Source organism: Lacinutrix sp. YIN62 (assembly GCF_057219185.1).
This window is the reverse complement of sequence record NZ_JBXVVH010000009.1, coordinates 57,057-76,401: the sequence shown is the minus strand read 5'-3', so window position 1 is coordinate 76,401 and position 19,345 is coordinate 57,057. Positions and strand designations below refer to the sequence as shown.

Sequence of the window (19,345 nt, the reverse complement as noted above, 5' to 3'; positions counted from 1 at the left end):
AATATAGTGGGCGAAAATACCATTTTCTATTTAATAATAAAAGGAGAATTTATCATTAATTCCAATATTTAAAAAATGTGTATTACTTTTCTTTAATTAAAGCTTAAAAATTTAATTATAATAGCTTAGTCTTCTACTATTATTTCAAGATTTACTAGGTCGATTTTAGTATCGGAAACCTCGAGGATTTGAAATTTAAATTTATCGATGTTAACGACATCGTTCTGCTGTGGTATTTCTTCAGTATGATCAACAATAAGCCCGCCTAAGGTTTCGTAGTTTTCTCCTTCTGGCAAATTAAGCTTATAGGTTTCATTTAAATAATCGACTTCCAAGCGGGCAGAAAACACATAATGAAGGGCATCCTTTTTTTCTTCAGTTAAGACGACCGTATCATGCTCGTCTTCAATCTCTCCAAACAACTCTTCGACAATATCCTCTACAGTCATCATTCCCGATGTACCTCCGTATTCATCTAAAACTACCGCTATACTTTTACGTTTTTTTATAAGCACATTAAGTATTTCATTTATCTGCATAGTTTCTGGGACATACTCTACAGCGAGCATCATTGCTTTTATACTTTTAGGCTTTTTAAAAAGCTCAAAAGCATGAGCATAACCTAAAATGTCGTCAATGGTATTTTTGTAAATTAAAATCTTAGAATACCCCGTTTCTGTAAATAAGAGGTTTAAATTTTCTATAGAATCATTAAGCTCCATTGCTACAATTTCTGTTCGTGGCACCATAACCTCACGAGCTTTAACCTCTGCGAATTCTAATGCATTCTGAAAGATTTGAATTTCACTATCAACATCTGCATGTACATCGATAGCCTCCATTTGCTCACTAATATAATTCCCTAATTCGACCTTACTAAAAGCCAACTGTACTTGATCGCCATCTGTTTTAAAAAATCGCTTTAACAGCTCATCTGAAATCCAAATAACAAAACTTGATACCCATGAGAACAAGACATAGAAAATATAGGCTGGGAACGCCAAGGCTTTTATTAAAGAATTGGAATAGATTTGAAAAAACACCTTAGGCAAAAACTCTGCTGTAAACAAGATTAGCAATGTTGAAATTATGGTTTGACTTAATAGGCTAAAATCGTTAAGCAACACAATGAGGATACCCGACTCTGTTGTTTGTAGTAATTCTTTAAACCAAAGCATTAACAAATCGCCCATAAAAAAACCATAAACCACCAACGCTATATTGTTACCAATTAGCATTGTAGCAATAAACTTTGAAGGTTTAACTGTAATTTTAGATAGTATATTGGCTAAAAAACCGGCTTGTTTTTTTTCGATTTCGATATGAATCTTATTCGAAGAAACATAAGCGATTTCCATTCCTGAAAAAAAAGCAGAAAGCAATAACGACACTATAATTATGATTATTATATGTGTTGTTATCATTTAATTAAGATTGTTCTTTGTCTTTAAATTTTTTATTGAATTTCCTTCTAAAGAAAAACATAAATATAGCCAAAGCGAATAAAAACAAGGAAAGATATGCGTGCCCTCTATCTGAACTCCAACTTGTAGCGGCTTCGTACAGAAAGTAAACGCCAGCTATTAAATATATATATTGTGTTATTTTTAAGTATTTCACTATTCTGTGTATTTTAATACAGTAAAGATATGTAAAAAATCAACACTTTACGACTGTGTAGTGCTTTATTAGCTATTCAGACACTAGAAATTGGCCACTAATTCCTAATACTTCTGTGCTGGTAAAGTCCTTATCTGAGTCAAAACCTGCTCCATGTGTAATATAATCATCAGACTTGTATGTTACTGGTAAATTAGTAAACATCCATTTCTTTTTTTGATCGAAGTATAGCTGCTCGGCATAGAGTGTGTCTTTTGTTGGTGTCGCCACAATAACATTGCCTTGTAGGTCTATTAAATCGGTTACTTTATAAAGAATTGCATAATCTGAAATAACAGTACTCTTTTGATTTTTATCGTCATAAATATAGAGCGTAATTCCTTGTGGAAACTCAGAATAACCAAAGTCTCTATTTCCAAAATCCAGCATTTTGGGGCTTAAAAGATTTGCAGAAACCCGACCTGAATCTGTACGTTTTGAATCAATATCCTCTGCTTCAGCAATAGGTTTATTAGCTGGCACACCAATTCTTTGTACTTCTTTTAAGTTGTTCTTACATGAAAACAACAAAGTCATAGCTAATGCCATGACTCCGTTACTTATGATATGTTTTGTTCTATTTCGCATTAAACTTTTGGTACAGTTACACTTCTTCCTATCCAACATCCTATTTTAATAGTTGCGCCCGCATTTCCTTTAGTGAAAATATCTGATTTAGTAGGCGCTAATGCTTTATATCGTTTAACAGCTGCACTGTTTTTTGCTTTGGCAGCTTCTTTAGCTGCTAGCCAATATACTGCTCTTTGGTCAAAACTATCTTTTCCGCAGTTTTTTGCACTTGCTGCATACATTGCAGCAATATAGGTGTGCGGACTTTTATCGGCAGGATTATATTGCAATGCTTTTTGAAAATATGCTCTAGATTTACTTAAGCTCCCTTTCTTTTTAAGCTTGTTTGCTATTTTCTTATATAGCTTCGCTTTTTTAATATTATCATCTTGTAATGCTAGAGATTGCTCATAATATTTTAAAGCTTCACTAGACTGTCCTTTTTTATCTTTTAAAATCCCTAAATAATATGCAGAACTTGCTGATGGACTTAAATTATGATAAGCATTTACCAACTTAAAGAATAAGGCATCTCCAGTACAATCTTTTTCAGCCATTTTCCCTGCTGCTCTTTGTAACCAAACTGCATTTCCTTTGTTTTGTTCAAAATCTTTTTCATATAAAGGAATCAAGTTTGTACAATTTGCTCTATCACCTAACGCTCTATCTACACTCCCTGATATCTTATCAAAAGCAGCTAATGTTTTAGTATAAAACACTTTATACTTCCCTTCTTTTTTAGACAAAGCTGTCCCTGATTCTTCTTTAGCAAGAAGCGTATTCAGTTTCGTAGAGTTATCGGCAACTTCCACTTCTATTTTCTCAACAACATCATCATATTTATCAAATAATTGTTGATCTGTTTTTTTACCAGCATCGTATAGTTTAACCATTAACTTAAAGTATATGTATAAGCTTTTTTGGTTTTTAAATGTTTTTCTATCGCCATTAAAAGCAGCATCAAAACAGTCATATAACTGTGTGTCGTTTAACCCTAAAACTACTTTATTATCGTATTTTAACTGGCATATTTTAGCATCATACTCGCCTTTAGGTGTTTTACTAGCAAAGTTAACAGCTCTTTGCTCCCACATTTTTATAAGGTCATTTACAAAAGCAACTTTTTCCTCTCCTTTTGAATTCTTAATCTTATATTTTAATATTTTCTCACCATAGGTATAAATTGCCTTATTGTATTTAGGACACGTTTCTCTTAACTCCATAAATGGCTTATATGCCGCTTCATAATCTTTCGCTTTAGCATACTCGGACATTATAGACAATTGGGTTAAGCAAGCTTCCTGTTCTTGTCCAAAACTTAGGTTGAGACCTAAAAATAATAATGTAAATAGTAATGTGATATTAGTCTTCATAATCTTAATTTTAATGCTGTTAATCATATTTCCTTTTTCTAAACCATCTATCGTTTAACGATAAACTCACCTGAAAATTCACGAAATTTCCTTGGATAAGGTTTTCATTTGTAGTTCCTCTTCTTCCCATTTCCACCCCGATGTTTGCATTAGAGAACGCGGTACCTACTGGTAACCCTACCCCAAAAGATATGCCAAACTCTTTAATAGATTCATTATTTACGTTTAAACCCGTTTTTTCAAAGCGAAAACCACCTCTATAAACCACGCGATCCCAGTAACTTGAAAAAGAATTATATTTTGGAATGTAAAATCCTCCTAATGCTAAAGCTGTTGCATTTTCATAAGTCGTTCCTTCACTGTCATTCAATCGGTTTGAAAAATCACTATTTTTTTGAAACGAATATTCAATTCCTGCAAACCATTTTCTTGGCGTTCCAATTCCTGTCCCAAAGGAATATTTAGCAGGCAATGTTATACTGGTTTCATCTAAACCAAGTGCTGCTAAATCTACATCAATTGTATTTATTATAAATTCTGAACCTGTATTAGAATTAACAGTTAAACTTGAAAATGACCGCTCATTAATCGATGTTAAATCACTTTTTGGAGAATATGTAAATCCAGTTTGCAATTCTAATTTATCAGTTACCATAGTTTGATAGTGCAATCCGAAGTTTAAATTTAAACCGCTTAAATCTGATCTATTAAACTCTTTAGATTGTGCTTGCAACAGTTCCCCTTCACTATTATATACATATTCTAAAGTACTATTCTCGATATTACCAAAATTGTAATTTGCATCGACTCCAAAACTAAGCCCTTTTGTTATTTGGTAACCTAAAGAAAAGTAAGCTTTATTCACGCCGCCTTGGCCATCATACTTAGTATCCAAATCTCCATTTTCTTTCGCTGTTTCTAACTTATAGCCTACAGAAGTATATGGCAATAAACCAAAGCCAAAACCGAGTTTACCAATAGGTATTGAAAGCGCTAAATAATCGAACGTAGAAGATTGTACACGATCACTACCACCGCTACTTTCTAACTTAATTCTAGAATGCCCACCGCCAACAGAAAATTTAACCGGACGGGTTTCATTATTATATGCGGCTAAATTATCACCACCATAAGTAGCAGGGTTCCTTAAGTTAATATGTATACTATCCTTATAGATACTTAATCCAGCCATACTTCTATTTTCTGCAGTGCCTTTAAATTTCAAGCTTCCTATTCCAAAAAAAGAATATGGAGATGCTGTGCCTTGCTGGGCATAACTTTGAATTGCAAAAAATGCAATAAAAACTAATACAAGTTTTTTTATCATTAGTCTGTGTTAAATTGTAAAATAAAATTTAGTCCTTCTAAAAGGAAATTTGAGTTCGCAAATATGCTACTTTTTAATTGTTTAGACAACATTTTAGCATCTCCTCCTGTTAAAATAACTGTTAAATCTCGATATTTCTTTTCATAAGTATTAATATTTCCATCTATTTCACTTAATACCCCGTTAATTACACCTGAATGAATTGAAGTAGCTGTGGACGTTCCAATAATGTAATTAGGACATTCCATTTCTAATAACGGCAAATTAGCTGTTTGTTCATGTAATGCCTTATAACGCATTTGTATTCCTGGTGAAATTGCCCCTCCTAAATATTCATTTTCTGCATTTATAAAATCGAAAGTGATACAAGTTCCTGCATCTATAACTAAAACGTTTTTATTTGGAAAGCCCCCTATTGAAGCACAAACTAAAGCGACACGATCCATACCTAATGTTTTTGGAGTAGTGTACAAATTTTTAAAAGGGACTGCCGTTTTGGGATTTAAAACCTGAAGCGCAACACTACTTTTAAGGTAATCTAATGCACTTTGATTGATTTTTCCTACAGAAGAAATGATTGATTTATCTATGGCCTCATATTTTTTTAAAGTTTTTTTAATTTTTTTTAAAAAATTATTTATTTCTACAGTTTCTTTTGACACTAATCTATCACACTCAAAAACAGCAAGTTTGACATTAGTATTCCCTACATCGATGATTAAATTCATAGTTAAATTTGAAAAACGTAAAATTACAAAACGATTTTTTATAAAATTTGTTTTGCAGAAACTAAAATAGGTTATATATTTGCAACCGCAATTAGCACTGGTGCCTTAGCTCAGTTGGTAGAGCAAAGGACTGAAAATCCTTGTGTCCCTGGTTCGATTCCTGGAGGCACCACCATAAAACCCTTGAAACATTCGTTTTGAGGGTTTTTTAATTTTATATATTAATACAGCTTCAAGATTAATTGGGATCAATCCTTATTGTTGTGTTTAAGCAAAAATTCAGGTTAATCTAAAGCGGAAGAATTCTACATTTTTCACACCTCTAACAAGGCGCTAAACACTTTAATTTGAGCATTAAAAGATTCTACTGAAGCTATTGGCGCTTCAATTGATAAGACAGCTCAGTATTGCGCTATAATTTACGGTTATTGTGCTGGCAAATTGTATTAAAAGCTTTAAATCCTGTTTCTTCTACATCTTTATACCAATGTGCTAATTTAGTGCAGGCTCTTTTAATGGAGATGGTAGTATTGAATATGTTGCTTAATCCTTGTGGACTTACTATATTGGACTGGACATTATGTTGCGAGATCCAGAGTTGCTTAATATAACTTTGAACCATGAAAAAAAGTACAGAAGCTACAGTTCGTCCTTTAAGAAAAAGGCTGTAGAATTATGTTATTCCCTAGGAAACACAAAACAGGTATGTAAAGAAATAGACATTCCATATTCAGTATTACATCATTAGCAAAAAGAATCACAAGACTATGGAAAGAACAGTTGTTTTCAGAGTCCTAAAATCGTTAAAAGTGAAGATAATTACCGCATTTTTAATCAAGATAAAATCAAAAATATTTTAACAAAAAGAATAACTAGCGTGAATGATTTTATTTTAAATCAAAATACCTATATTGAAAGTCTTCATCACAATCTATTTTTAACAGAAAAGTTTATATAGATAATGAAGGTAACATAAAAAACTATTTTAATACTGAAGAAATTTTTCGATAGATAATATCATTTCGATAATTGAAACAAAATCTTTTCAACGTTTATGGAATATTACTAAAGACCAAATAGAAACTTGCAATTCTTGCGAATTTAGATACCTATGCTCAGACAACAGAATACCTGTTTCTAAAAATAATAGTAAAAACTTATATACTCATAATACAAGATGCAATTATGACTCTAAAACAACTAATTGGAATTAATAAGATTTCTTTAATAAAATCATTGCTTTTCCTAAGTCTACTATCATGCAGTTCTACTAAAAACAATAGAAAACATAATTATTTTAATGGGAGTGAATTTTATAATGAGCCCTTAAAAATTAGTGCTAAATTCTTTGGTGATATAACATATTCTTTGCCTAATAAAAATAATTTTAAAGACATAATTCAAAAGAGCAAAATTTTCAAATACAGAGATTTATTATTAAAAGGTAAAGCTTATTCCTCACCAAAATATGATATACTATTCTTTTATAAAAAACATATAAACACTAAGACTACTTCAAAGATTGATTTAGTTGAACAAATAGTAAACGATACCATTAATGGTGTTGTAGCATTTAAAAAGAGTAACAAAAAAAAGACTGCATATATTTATATAAAAGCAATAGGTAAGCATAGGTCAAATTTATCAATAATAGAAGATGCTAAATCAATAATTAATTCCATTAGATTCGATAATTCGTTAAAGAACGAATTATCATATATGAAAATATTTAATAATCTTAAAGAAGAAGATAATTTTTTATTTGTGAAAAGTAAATTAAATAATGCTCCAATAAAAAAGAATAAGAAAAATGATTGGATTAAGTTCCAATTACTAACAACTATCCTGTCAAATGATCCTACTTATAAAGAATATGATAGCCTAATAACTAAATTTGAGAGGAAAAGAAAAGAATTCATAAAAGAGAAAACGGATTCAATATTTCAAATACATGCTGAAGAAATATTTGAAAACGAAAACGTATTTAAGAAAATAAGCCAAATTTCAAAGGATGAAAAGGTTATCATGCTTAATGAAATGCATTGGCACCCTAAACATAGGATAGCAGCTTTAAAATTATTACCAATCTTAAAAGAGAATGGGTTTAAATACTTGGCATTAGAGGCTTTAAATAAAGAATACGATAGCATATTAAATTATAGAAAGTACCCAACTAAGACAAATGGTTATTACGCAAGAGAGGCTTATTTTGGTCACTTTATTAGAGAGGCTTTAAGGCTAAATTATCATATTGTTGGATATGATGATTTTAATTCTGATAATAGAGAAAAGACACAAGCTATTAATCTGAAAAAAATTCTTGATAAAGACCCTAATGCCAAGATATTTGTATATGCTGGAATTGACCATATTTTAGAAAAGAATACTAACACTAAAAGAATGGCAGAATATTTTAATGAATTAACCAATATAAATCCATTGACAATTGACCAAGTTGAAATTGTAAATGACACATTAAATAATCTTACTTTTTTTAAATCAACATTATTAGAAAGCGTAAAAAAAATTAATACTAATGTAGATTATTTTTTAGTAAATAACTTAGAGTGTAGTTTAGAGAATTTATATGGTAAAGAAAATATTAAAGATTTTATCTTGATTGATGAAACCTTAAAGAAATATAATGAACAAGAATTATTAGTTTCATTTTATTTAAATAAAGAATATTCAAAATATAAATTAAATAGTATTCCTATTTTGAATAAAATAATTAAGGCAAATGAAGATAATACATTTAAATTGCCCCTAGGTGAATATCAGTTGATTTTAAAGGATGCCGAAAACAACTTAATCATTTCTAGAAATCTAAAAATAGAATGATTATTTTTTTCCACATTATAACAAAGAGATCACAAAGACTACGGTCTAACCTGTTTAAAAATTATTGACAAGTACTTAAAAAAACAATTTCTATACAAAAACTTCGAGCAATCAGCGAAACCACAAGATCAGAAGGCAACCTATTAGTTTTAAGTGAAGCTTCAGAGAAATTAAGATTTAGAAGTTTCGATATTAAAGTTGATTTACAAAAACGATATGAAGCACCTTTACCTTGCATATTACATTCGAATAAAAGTGGATCAATACCAATTGTTATGTTTATTCAAAAATCGTACTGCATTTAAAGCTGAATAACACATATATTTTACGTTTCTACTTATAACTTGGAACACTATACTACTGCCGCTAATCAAGCACTTACCCCCAATCCAAATACCTAACAAAATCAACTCGACTTTCTTAACACAATTAATTAAACACGACAAAACAACTCATAAACCATTAATTATCAATTATTAAATAAGATTTTATTATCTTAGAGTTCACCATTTTTAATGAAGATGTTCTTATTTTCTTTACAATCAAATTCGCTAAACAAATAAACAGAATCAAAATGAAAAAAATCACTTATTTAATCCTTCTCTTTAGTTCCTGTATAATCGCTCAAAATTTACCAAAGCTTTACAATGAGGTAAGTAGCTCTGTCGTTTACATAGATATTGTTAGCTATGATTACGCTAAAGCTGATTCTAATAAAATGATAAATACCGAAGAAGCCTCTTTAGGTTCTGGTGTCTTAATTTCTGATGACGGACTAATCTGGACAGCATCCCATGTAATACAAACGGCTGAAAATATAACAGTAGAGTTTATCGATGGTGAAATCTATGACGCCGAAGTCCTTATCTCGGACACCAATGCAGATGTCGCTTTAATTAAAATTATTGGCGTTTTTAATAATAAAGGAAAAAAACCAGCCAAAATAGGAAACTCTGATGCCACCGCCATTGGTGATGATATTTTTATTATCGGCGCGCCTCATGGCTTTAAACAATCCCTCTCAAAAGGGATTATTAGCGGGCGATTCTCCCCTGATAATCTTAGTAATAATTTTGAAAAAGTAGAATTCCTACAAACAGATGCAGCCATAAACCCAGGAAACTCGGGTGGCCCCATGTTTAACATGAAGGGAGAGGTTATAGGCATAGCCAGTAGAATATATTCAGTTTCTGGAGGTTTTGACGGGATTGGCTTTGCAATTTCATCAAACATAGCGAAAAAAATATTATCAAATCAAAAAGGCGCTTGGACAGGAATGGAGTCCCTTCTTTTACCAGTAGAAATCGCACAATTACTTAATGTACCCCAAAGATCTGGCTTACTTATCACACACGTTTCAACCAAAGGTATTGCTGCTAAAATAGGTTTAACGGGAGGTTATATTCCTTCAGAAATAGGAGGAAGAAACATACTACTAGGCGGTGATATTATTTTAGAAATAGCTGGAATAAAATTCATTGATGAAAATTCTAGACATGAAATTAAACAAAAGCTAGAATCCTTGAAAAAAGGCGAAAAAGTAGCCATTACAATTCTTAGGGAAGGCAATGTAAAATCAGCTGAATTCTACAAACAATAGATCTCTAAAAAACCTTTAGCCCCCATTAATCAAAACATATTAAACTCACTTTAAAAACAAAATACTTCAGCTCTTAATTTAGACACTTCACTTACAATTCTTTTTACCCACTATAGTTCTGTTATAATTTTACAATAAGATTAAATAAATATTACTATGGAGAGTAAACGTATAAAACTTAATCATAAGCTTCCTGCAACCGTAAAAAAAAGCAAATCAATTGAGTTATTTTTTTTTAATGCAAGGCTTAAAGCAAACAAATACTTTAGTGTCTTTAACAAAAAACTTGAAATACTAGCTGCAGAAGCAGGGTACGCATTGCGACATTAAGCCCTATACAATCATTTATAAAACTATTTGTTTTAGTCGACTTTTATAACATGTAAATTTGTTTTATAGTTTTTATAAATAAAATAAAAAAAGACTGCCGCATCTGGCAGTCTTTTTCGGTATTATAGCAACAGAATCTCCCCATTAAAACATAAGATAAGTCATTTATTTTTTTATTTTTTCAAGACTAAACAAAGTCGTCTTTTCTGTTTTTCCCTTAAGAACTATTTCTTCTAACTTTTCTATTTTAAATAGGCTTCTATTTTTAATATAACGAAGCACCTCATCTGATATTAAAAAGCTTTTGCCATAAATATTACATTGTTCTTGAATTCTAGAAGCGGTATTTATAGCATCGCCATGATACGCAATCTCCCGCTTTAAACTCCCCACTTCAGCTACTGTAACTATCCCAAGATGCATTCCTGCCTTAAAAACAGGCAGCACTCCGTATGCCGACAAATAGTAGCGTTCTCTAAACGCCAGTCTACTCTTAAATAAAAAGAAAGCTTTTAAGCAATCATCAACAACATCCCCTTTTCCTAATTTAACTGTAAGCACAACCTCATCACCAACATATTGATAAATTTCAACATTCGTTTTTCCAATAACCGATAAATCATAAAAACAATCTTGTATCAGTCTACTATATTTTATGTGCCCCAAACTCTCTGCTAATGCGGTAGAGGATTTTAAATCCAAAAAAAGAAAAACTCTAAACTCTTCAGCTGGCTTATAAAATTTACCTGTAATAAATTTAATTAAGTTTCCTTTTCCTAATAACTTATTTATATGAATAAAGAATATTATTAATCCATTAGTAAGCATAGAATACAATAAGTTAATCATTGTTAATGGGTTTTTTAAAAAATCCCTAAACAAAACCTCTGCACTTTCCTCTTCAGAAAGGGTTGTTATATAAACCAAAAAATAAAGAAAGACCATAATAACAATATGTGTTATCAATGCCTTAAAAAGCAACATTTTAAACGATGATTTCTGACTCAAATACCGCTCATTATAATTTTGTAAACTCCCAAAAATAATTCCTGATATTAAAGAAAAACAAAGCAAAAAAACAACCCCATTAAGCGCAGGAAATTCCTGACTTAATCCAGCCACATATACATCTACATCTGTTTGACGTATCCCTCTCCACACAAAAGAAGAAATTAACCAACCGACTGTAAATGTTAAAATATTTTTATACCAATTCCGATTAAACATAATCATAAGCATTTAACTTTATACATACTTCTCTTACAGCAAGATATAACATTATCTTTTGTTTTTTAACAATTACAAACAACTTTTTTCAATGAATTATCTAAAAATTCATAACCCAAAAACACTATTTAACCATTAATTTTAGGCGCTTCACTTAAATATTAAACACCTATAATAGCGCAACAAACTACATTTGCACAAAACGTATAATTAACTATACAACAACTTAATAACTAGATTTTTTTGCTTAAATTTAACAAATACAAACCAACCCTTTTTTTCTCAACAGGAATGTTTAAAAGCGTAAGTCAATCTGTTATCCTCGGTATTGCGACTTTAGTCTCTTGCTTAATTAATTTACCTAGAGTACTACAGTTATTCAATATCGTTAATGCCTTAGCCGAGCCTTTTGCTACCGCCTCTATAAAAGACGTGATCGTCCGGATATTGTTTATGTTTTTATTCTCATGGGTTATTCTTGAGTTTAATACCAATTGGAAACTTTTCTATAAAAAAAGCAATCCTTATTTAAGACTCTCTATTACTGTACTTATAAATGCATTCTTATTGCTTTCTGCCATATTGCTATTTATTTTTATTCATCAAACCGCTACTGGTGCAGTTATGAATAACGCAGATAAAAGTTTGACTTATTTTATTTATTTTATCATATTTCTTATACTCCTTTTTACTTCTAGAATATTACGATTTCAAAAAATACATCAAGAAGATATCGCAGAAAAAGAATTATTAAAACAACAAAATCTTCAAAGTGAATTGTCTGCTTTAAAAAATCAAATAAACCCACACTTTCTATTTAATTCGCTTAATTCATTAAACTCATTGATAAGGGGAAATAAGGAAGCAACTACTTTTGTAAATAAACTCTCCTTTATGTACCGCTACATCTTACAAAGCAATCAGCAAGATTTAATTCCTTTAAAAAAAGAGCTTAGATTTCTGGAAAGTTATATTTATTTAATCAAAACAAGGTATCGTGATAGAGTTCATATTACTATAGACATTGATGACGAACATCTAACTAAAGAAATCCCTGTATTATCATTACAGCTACTTGTTGAAAACGCTGTTAAACACAACGAAATATCTCAAGACAATCCTCTACTAATAAAATTATACATAGAAAATCATTTTTTAATTGTAGAAAACAAAATACAACCCCGAACAAGTTTTATTGATAGCACTGGTCATGGTCTTGAAAACATTAATCAGCGTTACTTTTTATTAAAAGCAAAACATATTATCATAAAAAAAACAAACCTCATTTTTAAAGTACAACTCCCTTTAAATTAAATATTATGAAAGTTGTTATAGTCGAAGACGAAATTGCCGCTAGTGAAAACCTAGCATACCTTTTAAATTCTATTGATCCAAACATAGAAATATTAAAAACATTAGACTCTGTAAAATCTACAATAGATTATTTTTCAAAATCTCCAATAGTAAACTTAGTATTTATGGACATACATTTGGCAGACGGCATTTCATTTGAAATTTTTGAAAACACGACTATTAACACCCCTGTAATTTTCACCACAGCATACGATCAATACGCCATTCAAGCATTTAAAGTAAATAGTATCGATTACTTATTAAAACCCATAGACGAAGACGACCTTATTAGAGCTATTGAAAAATTTAAGAAAAACTCAAATACAACATCCCAAAACAACCAATTAGAAAATATGTTGTCCTTTATACAAAATAGCAATAAACCTTATAAATCGAGCTATTTGGTTCAAAAAAGGGACGAACTAATTCCTATAAAGACTAAAAACATCGCCTATTTTTATATTGATACAGGCGTAGTAAGAGCGATAACATTTTCAAATGAATCCTATATTATAAATAAAAAACTAGAAGATATTGAAAACAAATTAAACCCTACGGATTTTCATCGGGTTAATCGACAATTTATTATTAATAAAAATGCCATTACTTCTATTAATTTTTATTTTAATAGCAAGCTTATTATTAACGTAAATCCACCGTTTAACGAACGTATTATAGCTAGTAAAGCAAAAGCCAACGACGTTAAAAATTGGTTAAACGAGTAATAACACTATTCAATATCTATAAAAACAATTCTCACTAGTAAAGAACGAATCAGGTTACAACCTCTAAATCGACAGATTCACAACTACAAAAAAACAAACCTACACAACAGGTTTTCAACACATTAAATACAATGTTTTTAACTCAAACCGTATTAAATGTTGAAAATTCATCGTATATTAACATAACTATCGTACAAATCAATAAACAACCAACATTAAACTTTTTTCAATATGACTAAAATTTCAATGATAGCATTTTTGTTAGTTTTTTTCATTGCAACAACAACAAATGCTCAAGAAGACACTCAAGAAGCGCCTCAAGAAGAAGTCCAAGACAAGGCTCCTGAAGCTCAAAATGAAACTCCTGAAGACACTTTAGATGAGCACACAGAAAAAACACAGGATAAAAGCCCTGAAAATCAAGACACATCTGCTGAAGAGTTCCCTGAAGGAGACACAGAAGAAGCTCTAGATGAAAACCCTGAAGACACTCTTAAAGAGGAAACAGAAGCAGTACAAGATAGTACACAACAAAAAAAAAGAAGACGTGACGAATTCACTATAGCGAATGTAAGTTATACAAATTATGCCGAATCCAATATTGATGAAGACAATGAAGATGCAAAAGTTTCTTTTACTGAAATTAGAGCCTCATTATCACTCCCTAAACTTCTTAAAAACAAAAAAACTTTCCTACTTCACATACTAGAATTCAACACATTAAAACCAACGTTCTCTAACGATTTCAGTTCCGAATCTGTAAGCAGAAGCTTTTATTCTATTGCCTACAATTTAACAATCACCAACCCCTTAGGTACAAAAGGCTGGAAATACACTGTATCGGCAAAACCAACGTTAGCTTCCGACTTTGAAGAAGATGTTTCCTCAGAAGATTTTGTTTTCCAAGCTTCAACTATGTTTTCCAAAAGAGTTAACGAAACCACAGGATATGGCTTTGGAATTTCATACAATACTCGGTTTGGAAAAAGACAAGTATTACCTCTTTTTCAATATAATCGCAGAAAAGGCAAATGGGAAACGGTTGCTGTTTTACCCGCTTATTTAAGTCAGTTTTATCATTTTAAAACTAGCAAGCTAGGATTAACGATTAGCGCGAATGGTAACAACTACAATTTCTACAACAACATAAGCCCTGCATTAGACTTAGACAAACTAATGTACACCCGTGTCAATATTGGACCAGAATATGAAATGAAAATAATGAAAAAAGTAAAATTAAATTTAGCAGCTGGAGTTACTGTTGGAAATAAATTAGATTGGCTAGATGGTGATGGAGACAGTGTTTTAGATTTATCTCCTGAGAACAGCGCTTTCTTTAAAGTAGGTCTTAAATTATTAAAATAATCAAGATTAGAATAAACAACTTCTTAATTTAAAATACACAACATACTTTTATGCATTTTAAATTAAGAAGTTACTTATTAGAGCTATTTCCGCGTTACGCTCTTAACAAGCTTACCAACCGTTAGCCCCTGTACGACTATAGAGAACACTACCACAACATAAGTGATTACCAAAAACAAATCGCGCTCCATATGCTCCGTTAAACCCAAAGCCAAAGCAATAGAAATACCACCTCGCAATCCTCCCCAAGTCATAATTAAGTTCGTTTTAGGTACAAAATCTAAGCGTTTCTTAAATAAGTTTATAGGCAACATTAACGACAAGTAACGGCAAATCAAAATAACCGGAATACTAATTAATGCTGCAAAAAAATATTCAGTTTTAAAAGTAAGCACCACAATCTCCATTCCTATAAGCACAAACAAAATAGTATTTAACAAAACGTCTATTAATTCCCAAAATTTGTCTACATAGCGTTCCGTTATTTTGCTCATAGCAGATTCTCTAACCGTATCATTCCCTACAACCAATCCCGCTGTAACCATTGCCAAAGGAGCAGACAAATGTAGCTTATGCGCTATAATAGTTCCACCCATAACGACTGCCAAAGTTATAATAATTTCAATATCGTAATCATCAATCGACTTCATTAACCTATAGGTAACCCATCCTAAAACACCTCCCAGAAAAACACCTCCAAAAACTTCTTGTCCGAATAATTTAAAAATGTGAGAAACTTCTACTTTTTCAGCTCCTAAAAGTGCGACTTGAAAAACAGTCAAAAATACCACAACTCCAACACCATCATTGAACAATGATTCTCCCACAATTTTAGCTTCTAATTTTTTAGGAACTCCAGCTTTTTTTAAAATTCCTAAAACAGCAATAGGATCTGTAGGAGAAATCAAAGCTCCAAACACTAAACAATGTATAAAAAGAACATCCAAACCAATCCATTTTAATACCATAAAAACAGCACTACCAACTAAAAAAGTTGAAGCCAAAACCCCAAAAGTAGAAAAAACTAAAATAGGCCAGCGTTGCACTTTTAATTGCTGAAAATTAGTATGTAATGCCCCTGCGAATAGCAAAAAGCTTAGCATTACATCTAATAACACAGTCTTAAAATCGATTTGCCCAATGATGTAGCGTTCTGCATCCAACAAAGTGGTATCAAAATAGCTTAATCCCAAAACTCCCAAAGTAAAAAGGATAGAAATCAACATTAAGCCTATAGTGTTAGGTAGTTTAAAAAAACGAACATTGACATACCCAAAAAGAGCGGAAAGAACAATTAACACGGTAATAACAGAAAAATACTCATTCATATTGATACGGTTTAATACTAAAGATAAAGCTTATTAAGTAATTTTTAAAAATTCATGTTAAGTAATGAGAATGTTTACGACTTAAGTACTTAGATTTATATCTTAGTCCAAAATTTTAAATAGCATGCAAAAAACATATTATGACCCATCGGATTTAAAAAAATTCGGAAAAATAAGCGATTGGAATCAAGAATTAGGAGATAAATTTTTTGAGTATTACGGAAAAGTATTTGAAGAGGGCGCCCTTTCTGCAAGAGAAAAATCGCTTATAGCTTTAGCTGTAGCACATACAGAACAATGTCCTTATTGTATTGACGCATACACAAAAGACGGCTTGCAACGCGGTATTACAAAAGAAGAAATGATGGAAGCGTTACATGTGGGAGCTGCTATAAAAAGTGGCGCCACTTTAGTTCATGGTGTACAAATGATGAACAAGGTAAATAAATTAGAAATGTAACAAACTAGCGTTTGTGATAAAACTCTAACACGCTTTTCACAAACAAAACACAAAGTACAATCTCTTAATTTAGTTTTTATATAACCTATACAAGAACTATAGTAAATAACAAGATGGCGAAAGTAAAAACACAGTCACTTCAAAAACGTGACAGCGATTTAGCAAATAGCAACAAGCAACTAAGTATTTTATCCAATGGTATTTTCGCCAATGGAGCCTTACCTCCTTTTAAAGATAAAATAGCAGAAACAAATCAGTTCCCACTAGTACCCAACAAATTAGAGATCCTTCAAATAAACCTCGGGTATATGTGCAATCAAGTCTGCGAACATTGCCATGTAGACGCTGGACCAGATCGCAAAGAGATCATGACACGAGAAACAATGTTGCAATGCTTAGACGTTATTAAAAAAACAGGAGCACACACATTAGACTTAACGGGAGGCGCTCCAGAAATGAACCCAGAATTCCGTTGGTTTGTAGAAGAAGCATCTAAGGCAGGGATAAAAGATTTTATAGTACGCTCTAACTTAACCATTATTAGAGCCAATAAAAAATATTACGACCTTCCAGATTTTTTTAAAAAACACAATGTACATGTCGTTTCTTCTATGCCGCATTGGACACGCGGAAAAACAGACAAACAACGTGGTGATGGCGTTTTCGATAAGTCTATAAAAGCATTACAAGAACTTAACGAAAGAGGCTACGGTATGCCTGACAGCGCGTTACGCTTAGATCTAGTTTACAATCCTTCTGGAGCTTTTTTACCTGGTGATCAAATGGCTATGGAAAAAGATTTTAAAAAAGCTTTAAAAGAAGATTTCAATATTCAATTTCACAACTTATTTGCCATTACCAATTTGCCAATAGCGCGTTTTTTAGATTATTTGATTGCTTCCGAAAATTATGAAGACTATATGTATGCGCTAGTTGAAGCTTACAACCCTAATGCTGTTAAAAATGTAATGTGTACCAATACTATTTCTATTAGTTGGGATGGCTGGCTATACGATTGTGATTTTAACCAAATGCTTAACTTAAAAGTAGATAGTAAAGTAAAACACATTAGTGAATATAATGAAGAATTATTACAAGACAGAAAAATAATTATCTCTCAGCACTGTTATGGCTGTACCGCAGGAGCAGGAAGTAGTTGCCAAGGTGTTGTTGCATAAATTGTTAACTAAATATGAAAAAATTTGTACGCTATTTACTCCTTTTAATTTCAATATCCTGTTATCCACAAGAAACCTTATCTCAATTATTAAAACAACATAATACCAATAGCATTCCATATATTAGTGCCGAAGTATTGGCCATGCCCAAAACAAAAGCCATTATTTTTGACTCCAGAGAACCTAAAGAATTCGAAGTTAGTCATTTAAAAAATGCTATTTGTGTTGGTTACGATAATTTTGATCTTAATGCTATAAAAAGAACATACCCCAATAAAACCGATATGATTGTGGTATACTGTTCCTTAGGCATTCGCTCTGAAACTATTGGGGAAAAACTGAAAAAAGCGGGATATACTAATGTATACAATTTGTATGGCGGAATTTTTGAATGGAAAAACAAAGACTTTATCGTCGTAGATTCAACAAATAATATTACCGATAAAATACACCCCTTCAATAAAGATTGGAGTCAATGGCTTAAAAAAGGAGAGAAAGTATATAACTCCCCTCAAGCTCCTAAAAAAAGCACAAATGAATAATCATCCCATAATCTAAAACCAACCTGTAATTTTATTACATTGTTTGCACACTAAAACGCTATACAAAACAACATCACATTGAATTCAAAAACACTTATTATAACTTTTACTAGAAACCCAGAATTAGGCAAAGTAAAATCGCGACTAGCAAAAGGCATAGGAACTGTTGGCGCCTTAGAGGTTTATATAAAATTACTAGAACACACAGAAAGCGTTCTTAAACAAATAAATGCTGACAAAGCCGTTTACTACTCTGTTAAAATTAGAGAAAATGACATCTGGGATACAACTCTTTTTCAAAAACATCAACAATTTGGGACCGACCTTGGTAAGCGTATGCTAAATGCGTTTCAAAAAGGTTTTGATGAACACTACGAAAAAATAATTATTGTAGGTAGCGATTTATATGACTTACAGCCTAAACATATTAACCAAGCTATAGAAGCACTAGAAAAAAACGATGTCGTTATTGGTCCTGCGGAAGATGGGGGCTATTATCTTTTAGGAATGAAAACGCTATACACTTCCGTTTTTGAAAACAAAAATTGGGGTACAGAAACAGTTTATAAAGAAACGATCAACAATTTATCTGGAAAAAAAATTTCCGTTTTAGAAACACTTAATGACATAGATCATGTCGAAGATTTAGAACCGTATTCCATTTTTAAACAATACCTAAAAAACAAATAAAATAACAACTAAACTCTGGTGTTTTATACCCGAATTTATATTCAAAATA

Annotated in this window: 17 protein-coding genes and 1 tRNA gene; 11 read left to right on the top strand and 7 right to left on the bottom strand. The window is 31.3% G+C overall.

Annotation, left to right across the window (positions count from 1 at the left end; genetic code table 11):
- Positions 1–125: 125 nt before the first annotated feature.
- From AC2D8I_RS07750 to AC2D8I_RS07730, 5 genes are all read right to left on the bottom strand, one after another.
- The gene (locus tag AC2D8I_RS07750) at positions 126–1,424 is read right to left on the bottom strand and encodes a hemolysin family protein (protein ID WP_484705424.1); all 1,299 of its coding nucleotides are present in this window, start codon (positions 1,422–1,424) and stop codon (positions 126–128) included.
- Positions 1,425–1,692: 268 nt separating this feature from the next.
- Positions 1,693–2,247, bottom strand: a complete 555-nt coding sequence (gene lptC / locus AC2D8I_RS07745) for an LPS export ABC transporter periplasmic protein LptC (protein ID WP_484705423.1) — start codon at positions 2,245–2,247, stop codon at positions 1,693–1,695.
- Positions 2,247–3,602 (bottom strand): hypothetical protein, encoded by a 1,356-nt coding sequence (locus AC2D8I_RS07740; RefSeq protein ID WP_484705422.1) that lies wholly within the window; start codon positions 3,600–3,602, stop codon positions 2,247–2,249. The genes lptC and AC2D8I_RS07740 overlap by 1 nt, the downstream gene beginning before the upstream one ends.
- Before the next feature lie 19 nt (positions 3,603–3,621).
- Entirely contained in the window at positions 3,622–4,929 is a 1,308-nt protein-coding gene (bamG, locus tag AC2D8I_RS07735) for a BamG family beta-barrel-assembly machinery protein (RefSeq protein ID WP_484705421.1), read from the bottom strand.
- Positions 4,929–5,657: a type III pantothenate kinase gene (locus AC2D8I_RS07730; protein ID WP_484705420.1), complete on the bottom strand. Its 729-nt coding sequence runs from the start codon at positions 5,655–5,657 to the stop codon at positions 4,929–4,931. The genes bamG and AC2D8I_RS07730 overlap by 1 nt, the downstream gene beginning before the upstream one ends.
- A 99-nt stretch (positions 5,658–5,756) precedes the next feature.
- Between AC2D8I_RS07730 and AC2D8I_RS07725 the strand changes: the two genes are divergently transcribed.
- The 4 genes from AC2D8I_RS07725 to AC2D8I_RS07710 all read left to right on the top strand — a co-directional run bounded on the left by AC2D8I_RS07725 (position 5,757) and on the right by AC2D8I_RS07710 (position 10,098).
- Positions 5,757–5,832, top strand: a tRNA-Phe gene (locus tag AC2D8I_RS07725).
- A gap of 1,193 nt (positions 5,833–7,025) precedes the next feature.
- Positions 7,026–8,498, top strand: coding sequence for a hypothetical protein (locus AC2D8I_RS07720; protein WP_484705419.1), 1,473 nt, complete (start codon positions 7,026–7,028; stop codon positions 8,496–8,498).
- 86 nt (positions 8,499–8,584) lie between these two features.
- Complete coding sequence (locus AC2D8I_RS07715; protein WP_484705510.1) at positions 8,585–8,803, top strand: cysteine peptidase family C39 domain-containing protein; 219 nt, start codon at positions 8,585–8,587, stop codon at positions 8,801–8,803.
- Between the two features lie 269 nt (positions 8,804–9,072).
- Positions 9,073–10,098: a S1C family serine protease gene (locus AC2D8I_RS07710; RefSeq protein ID WP_484705418.1), complete on the top strand. Its 1,026-nt coding sequence runs from the start codon at positions 9,073–9,075 to the stop codon at positions 10,096–10,098.
- Positions 10,099–10,593: 495 nt separating this feature from the next.
- Here AC2D8I_RS07710 and AC2D8I_RS07705 read toward each other — a convergent pair whose 3' ends face one another.
- Positions 10,594–11,655: an adenylate/guanylate cyclase domain-containing protein gene (locus tag AC2D8I_RS07705; RefSeq protein WP_484705417.1), complete on the bottom strand. Its 1,062-nt coding sequence runs from the start codon at positions 11,653–11,655 to the stop codon at positions 10,594–10,596.
- A gap of 243 nt (positions 11,656–11,898) precedes the next feature.
- Between AC2D8I_RS07705 and AC2D8I_RS07700 the strand changes: the two genes are divergently transcribed.
- The 3 genes from AC2D8I_RS07700 (at position 11,899) to AC2D8I_RS07690 (ending at position 15,098) form a co-directional block, all read left to right on the top strand.
- Positions 11,899–12,969 (top strand): sensor histidine kinase, encoded by a 1,071-nt coding sequence (locus AC2D8I_RS07700; protein ID WP_484705416.1) that lies wholly within the window; start codon positions 11,899–11,901, stop codon positions 12,967–12,969.
- A 5-nt stretch (positions 12,970–12,974) separates the two neighbouring features.
- Positions 12,975–13,733: a LytR/AlgR family response regulator transcription factor gene (locus AC2D8I_RS07695; protein ID WP_484705415.1), complete on the top strand. Its 759-nt coding sequence runs from the start codon at positions 12,975–12,977 to the stop codon at positions 13,731–13,733.
- A gap of 231 nt (positions 13,734–13,964) precedes the next feature.
- Positions 13,965–15,098: a DUF6268 family outer membrane beta-barrel protein gene (locus AC2D8I_RS07690; RefSeq protein ID WP_484705414.1), complete on the top strand. Its 1,134-nt coding sequence runs from the start codon at positions 13,965–13,967 to the stop codon at positions 15,096–15,098.
- A gap of 83 nt (positions 15,099–15,181) precedes the next feature.
- On the opposite strand, the gene AC2D8I_RS07685 is transcribed toward AC2D8I_RS07690, so the two are convergent.
- The gene (locus AC2D8I_RS07685) at positions 15,182–16,426 is read right to left on the bottom strand and encodes a cation:proton antiporter (RefSeq protein ID WP_484705413.1); all 1,245 of its coding nucleotides are present in this window, start codon (positions 16,424–16,426) and stop codon (positions 15,182–15,184) included.
- 124 nt (positions 16,427–16,550) lie between these two features.
- Between AC2D8I_RS07685 and AC2D8I_RS07680 the strand changes: the two genes are divergently transcribed.
- The 4 genes from AC2D8I_RS07680 to AC2D8I_RS07665 all read left to right on the top strand — a co-directional run bounded on the left by AC2D8I_RS07680 (position 16,551) and on the right by AC2D8I_RS07665 (position 19,296).
- Entirely contained in the window at positions 16,551–16,886 is a 336-nt protein-coding gene (locus tag AC2D8I_RS07680) for an arsenosugar biosynthesis-associated peroxidase-like protein (protein WP_484705412.1), read from the top strand.
- A 113-nt stretch (positions 16,887–16,999) separates the two neighbouring features.
- The gene (gene arsS / locus AC2D8I_RS07675; RefSeq protein WP_484705411.1) at positions 17,000–18,064 is read left to right on the top strand and encodes an arsenosugar biosynthesis radical SAM (seleno)protein ArsS; all 1,065 of its coding nucleotides are present in this window, start codon (positions 17,000–17,002) and stop codon (positions 18,062–18,064) included.
- Positions 18,065–18,078: 14 nt separating this feature from the next.
- Positions 18,079–18,606: a rhodanese-like domain-containing protein gene (locus AC2D8I_RS07670; protein ID WP_484705410.1), complete on the top strand. Its 528-nt coding sequence runs from the start codon at positions 18,079–18,081 to the stop codon at positions 18,604–18,606.
- 78 nt (positions 18,607–18,684) lie between these two features.
- Positions 18,685–19,296: a TIGR04282 family arsenosugar biosynthesis glycosyltransferase gene (locus AC2D8I_RS07665; RefSeq protein WP_484705409.1), complete on the top strand. Its 612-nt coding sequence runs from the start codon at positions 18,685–18,687 to the stop codon at positions 19,294–19,296.
- Positions 19,297–19,345: the final 49 nt, after the last annotated feature.

Excerpts from the sequence above, each read along its gene's own strand:
- AC2D8I_RS07710 (WP_484705418.1), top strand. The coding sequence starts at position 9,073 with ATGAAAAAAATCACTTATTTAATCCTTCTCTTTAGTTCCTGTATAATC.
- AC2D8I_RS07680 (WP_484705412.1), top strand. The coding sequence starts at position 16,551 with ATGCAAAAAACATATTATGACCCATCGGATTTAAAAAAATTCGGAAAA.
- bamG (WP_484705421.1), bottom strand. The coding sequence starts at position 4,929 with ATGATAAAAAAACTTGTATTAGTTTTTATTGCATTTTTTGCAATTCAA.
- AC2D8I_RS07690 (WP_484705414.1), top strand. The coding sequence starts at position 13,965 with ATGACTAAAATTTCAATGATAGCATTTTTGTTAGTTTTTTTCATTGCA.
- AC2D8I_RS07685 (WP_484705413.1), bottom strand. The coding sequence starts at position 16,426 with ATGAATGAGTATTTTTCTGTTATTACCGTGTTAATTGTTCTTTCCGCT.
- lptC (WP_484705423.1), bottom strand. The coding sequence starts at position 2,247 with ATGCGAAATAGAACAAAACATATCATAAGTAACGGAGTCATGGCATTA.
- AC2D8I_RS07750 (WP_484705424.1), bottom strand. The coding sequence starts at position 1,424 with ATGATAACAACACATATAATAATCATAATTATAGTGTCGTTATTGCTT.
- AC2D8I_RS07740 (WP_484705422.1), bottom strand. The coding sequence starts at position 3,602 with ATGAAGACTAATATCACATTACTATTTACATTATTATTTTTAGGTCTC.
- arsS (WP_484705411.1), top strand. The coding sequence starts at position 17,000 with ATGGCGAAAGTAAAAACACAGTCACTTCAAAAACGTGACAGCGATTTA.
- AC2D8I_RS07730 (WP_484705420.1), bottom strand. The coding sequence starts at position 5,657 with ATGAATTTAATCATCGATGTAGGGAATACTAATGTCAAACTTGCTGTT.
- AC2D8I_RS07705 (WP_484705417.1), bottom strand. The coding sequence starts at position 11,655 with ATGTTTAATCGGAATTGGTATAAAAATATTTTAACATTTACAGTCGGT.
- AC2D8I_RS07670 (WP_484705410.1), top strand. The coding sequence starts at position 18,079 with ATGAAAAAATTTGTACGCTATTTACTCCTTTTAATTTCAATATCCTGT.
- AC2D8I_RS07695 (WP_484705415.1), top strand. The coding sequence starts at position 12,975 with ATGAAAGTTGTTATAGTCGAAGACGAAATTGCCGCTAGTGAAAACCTA.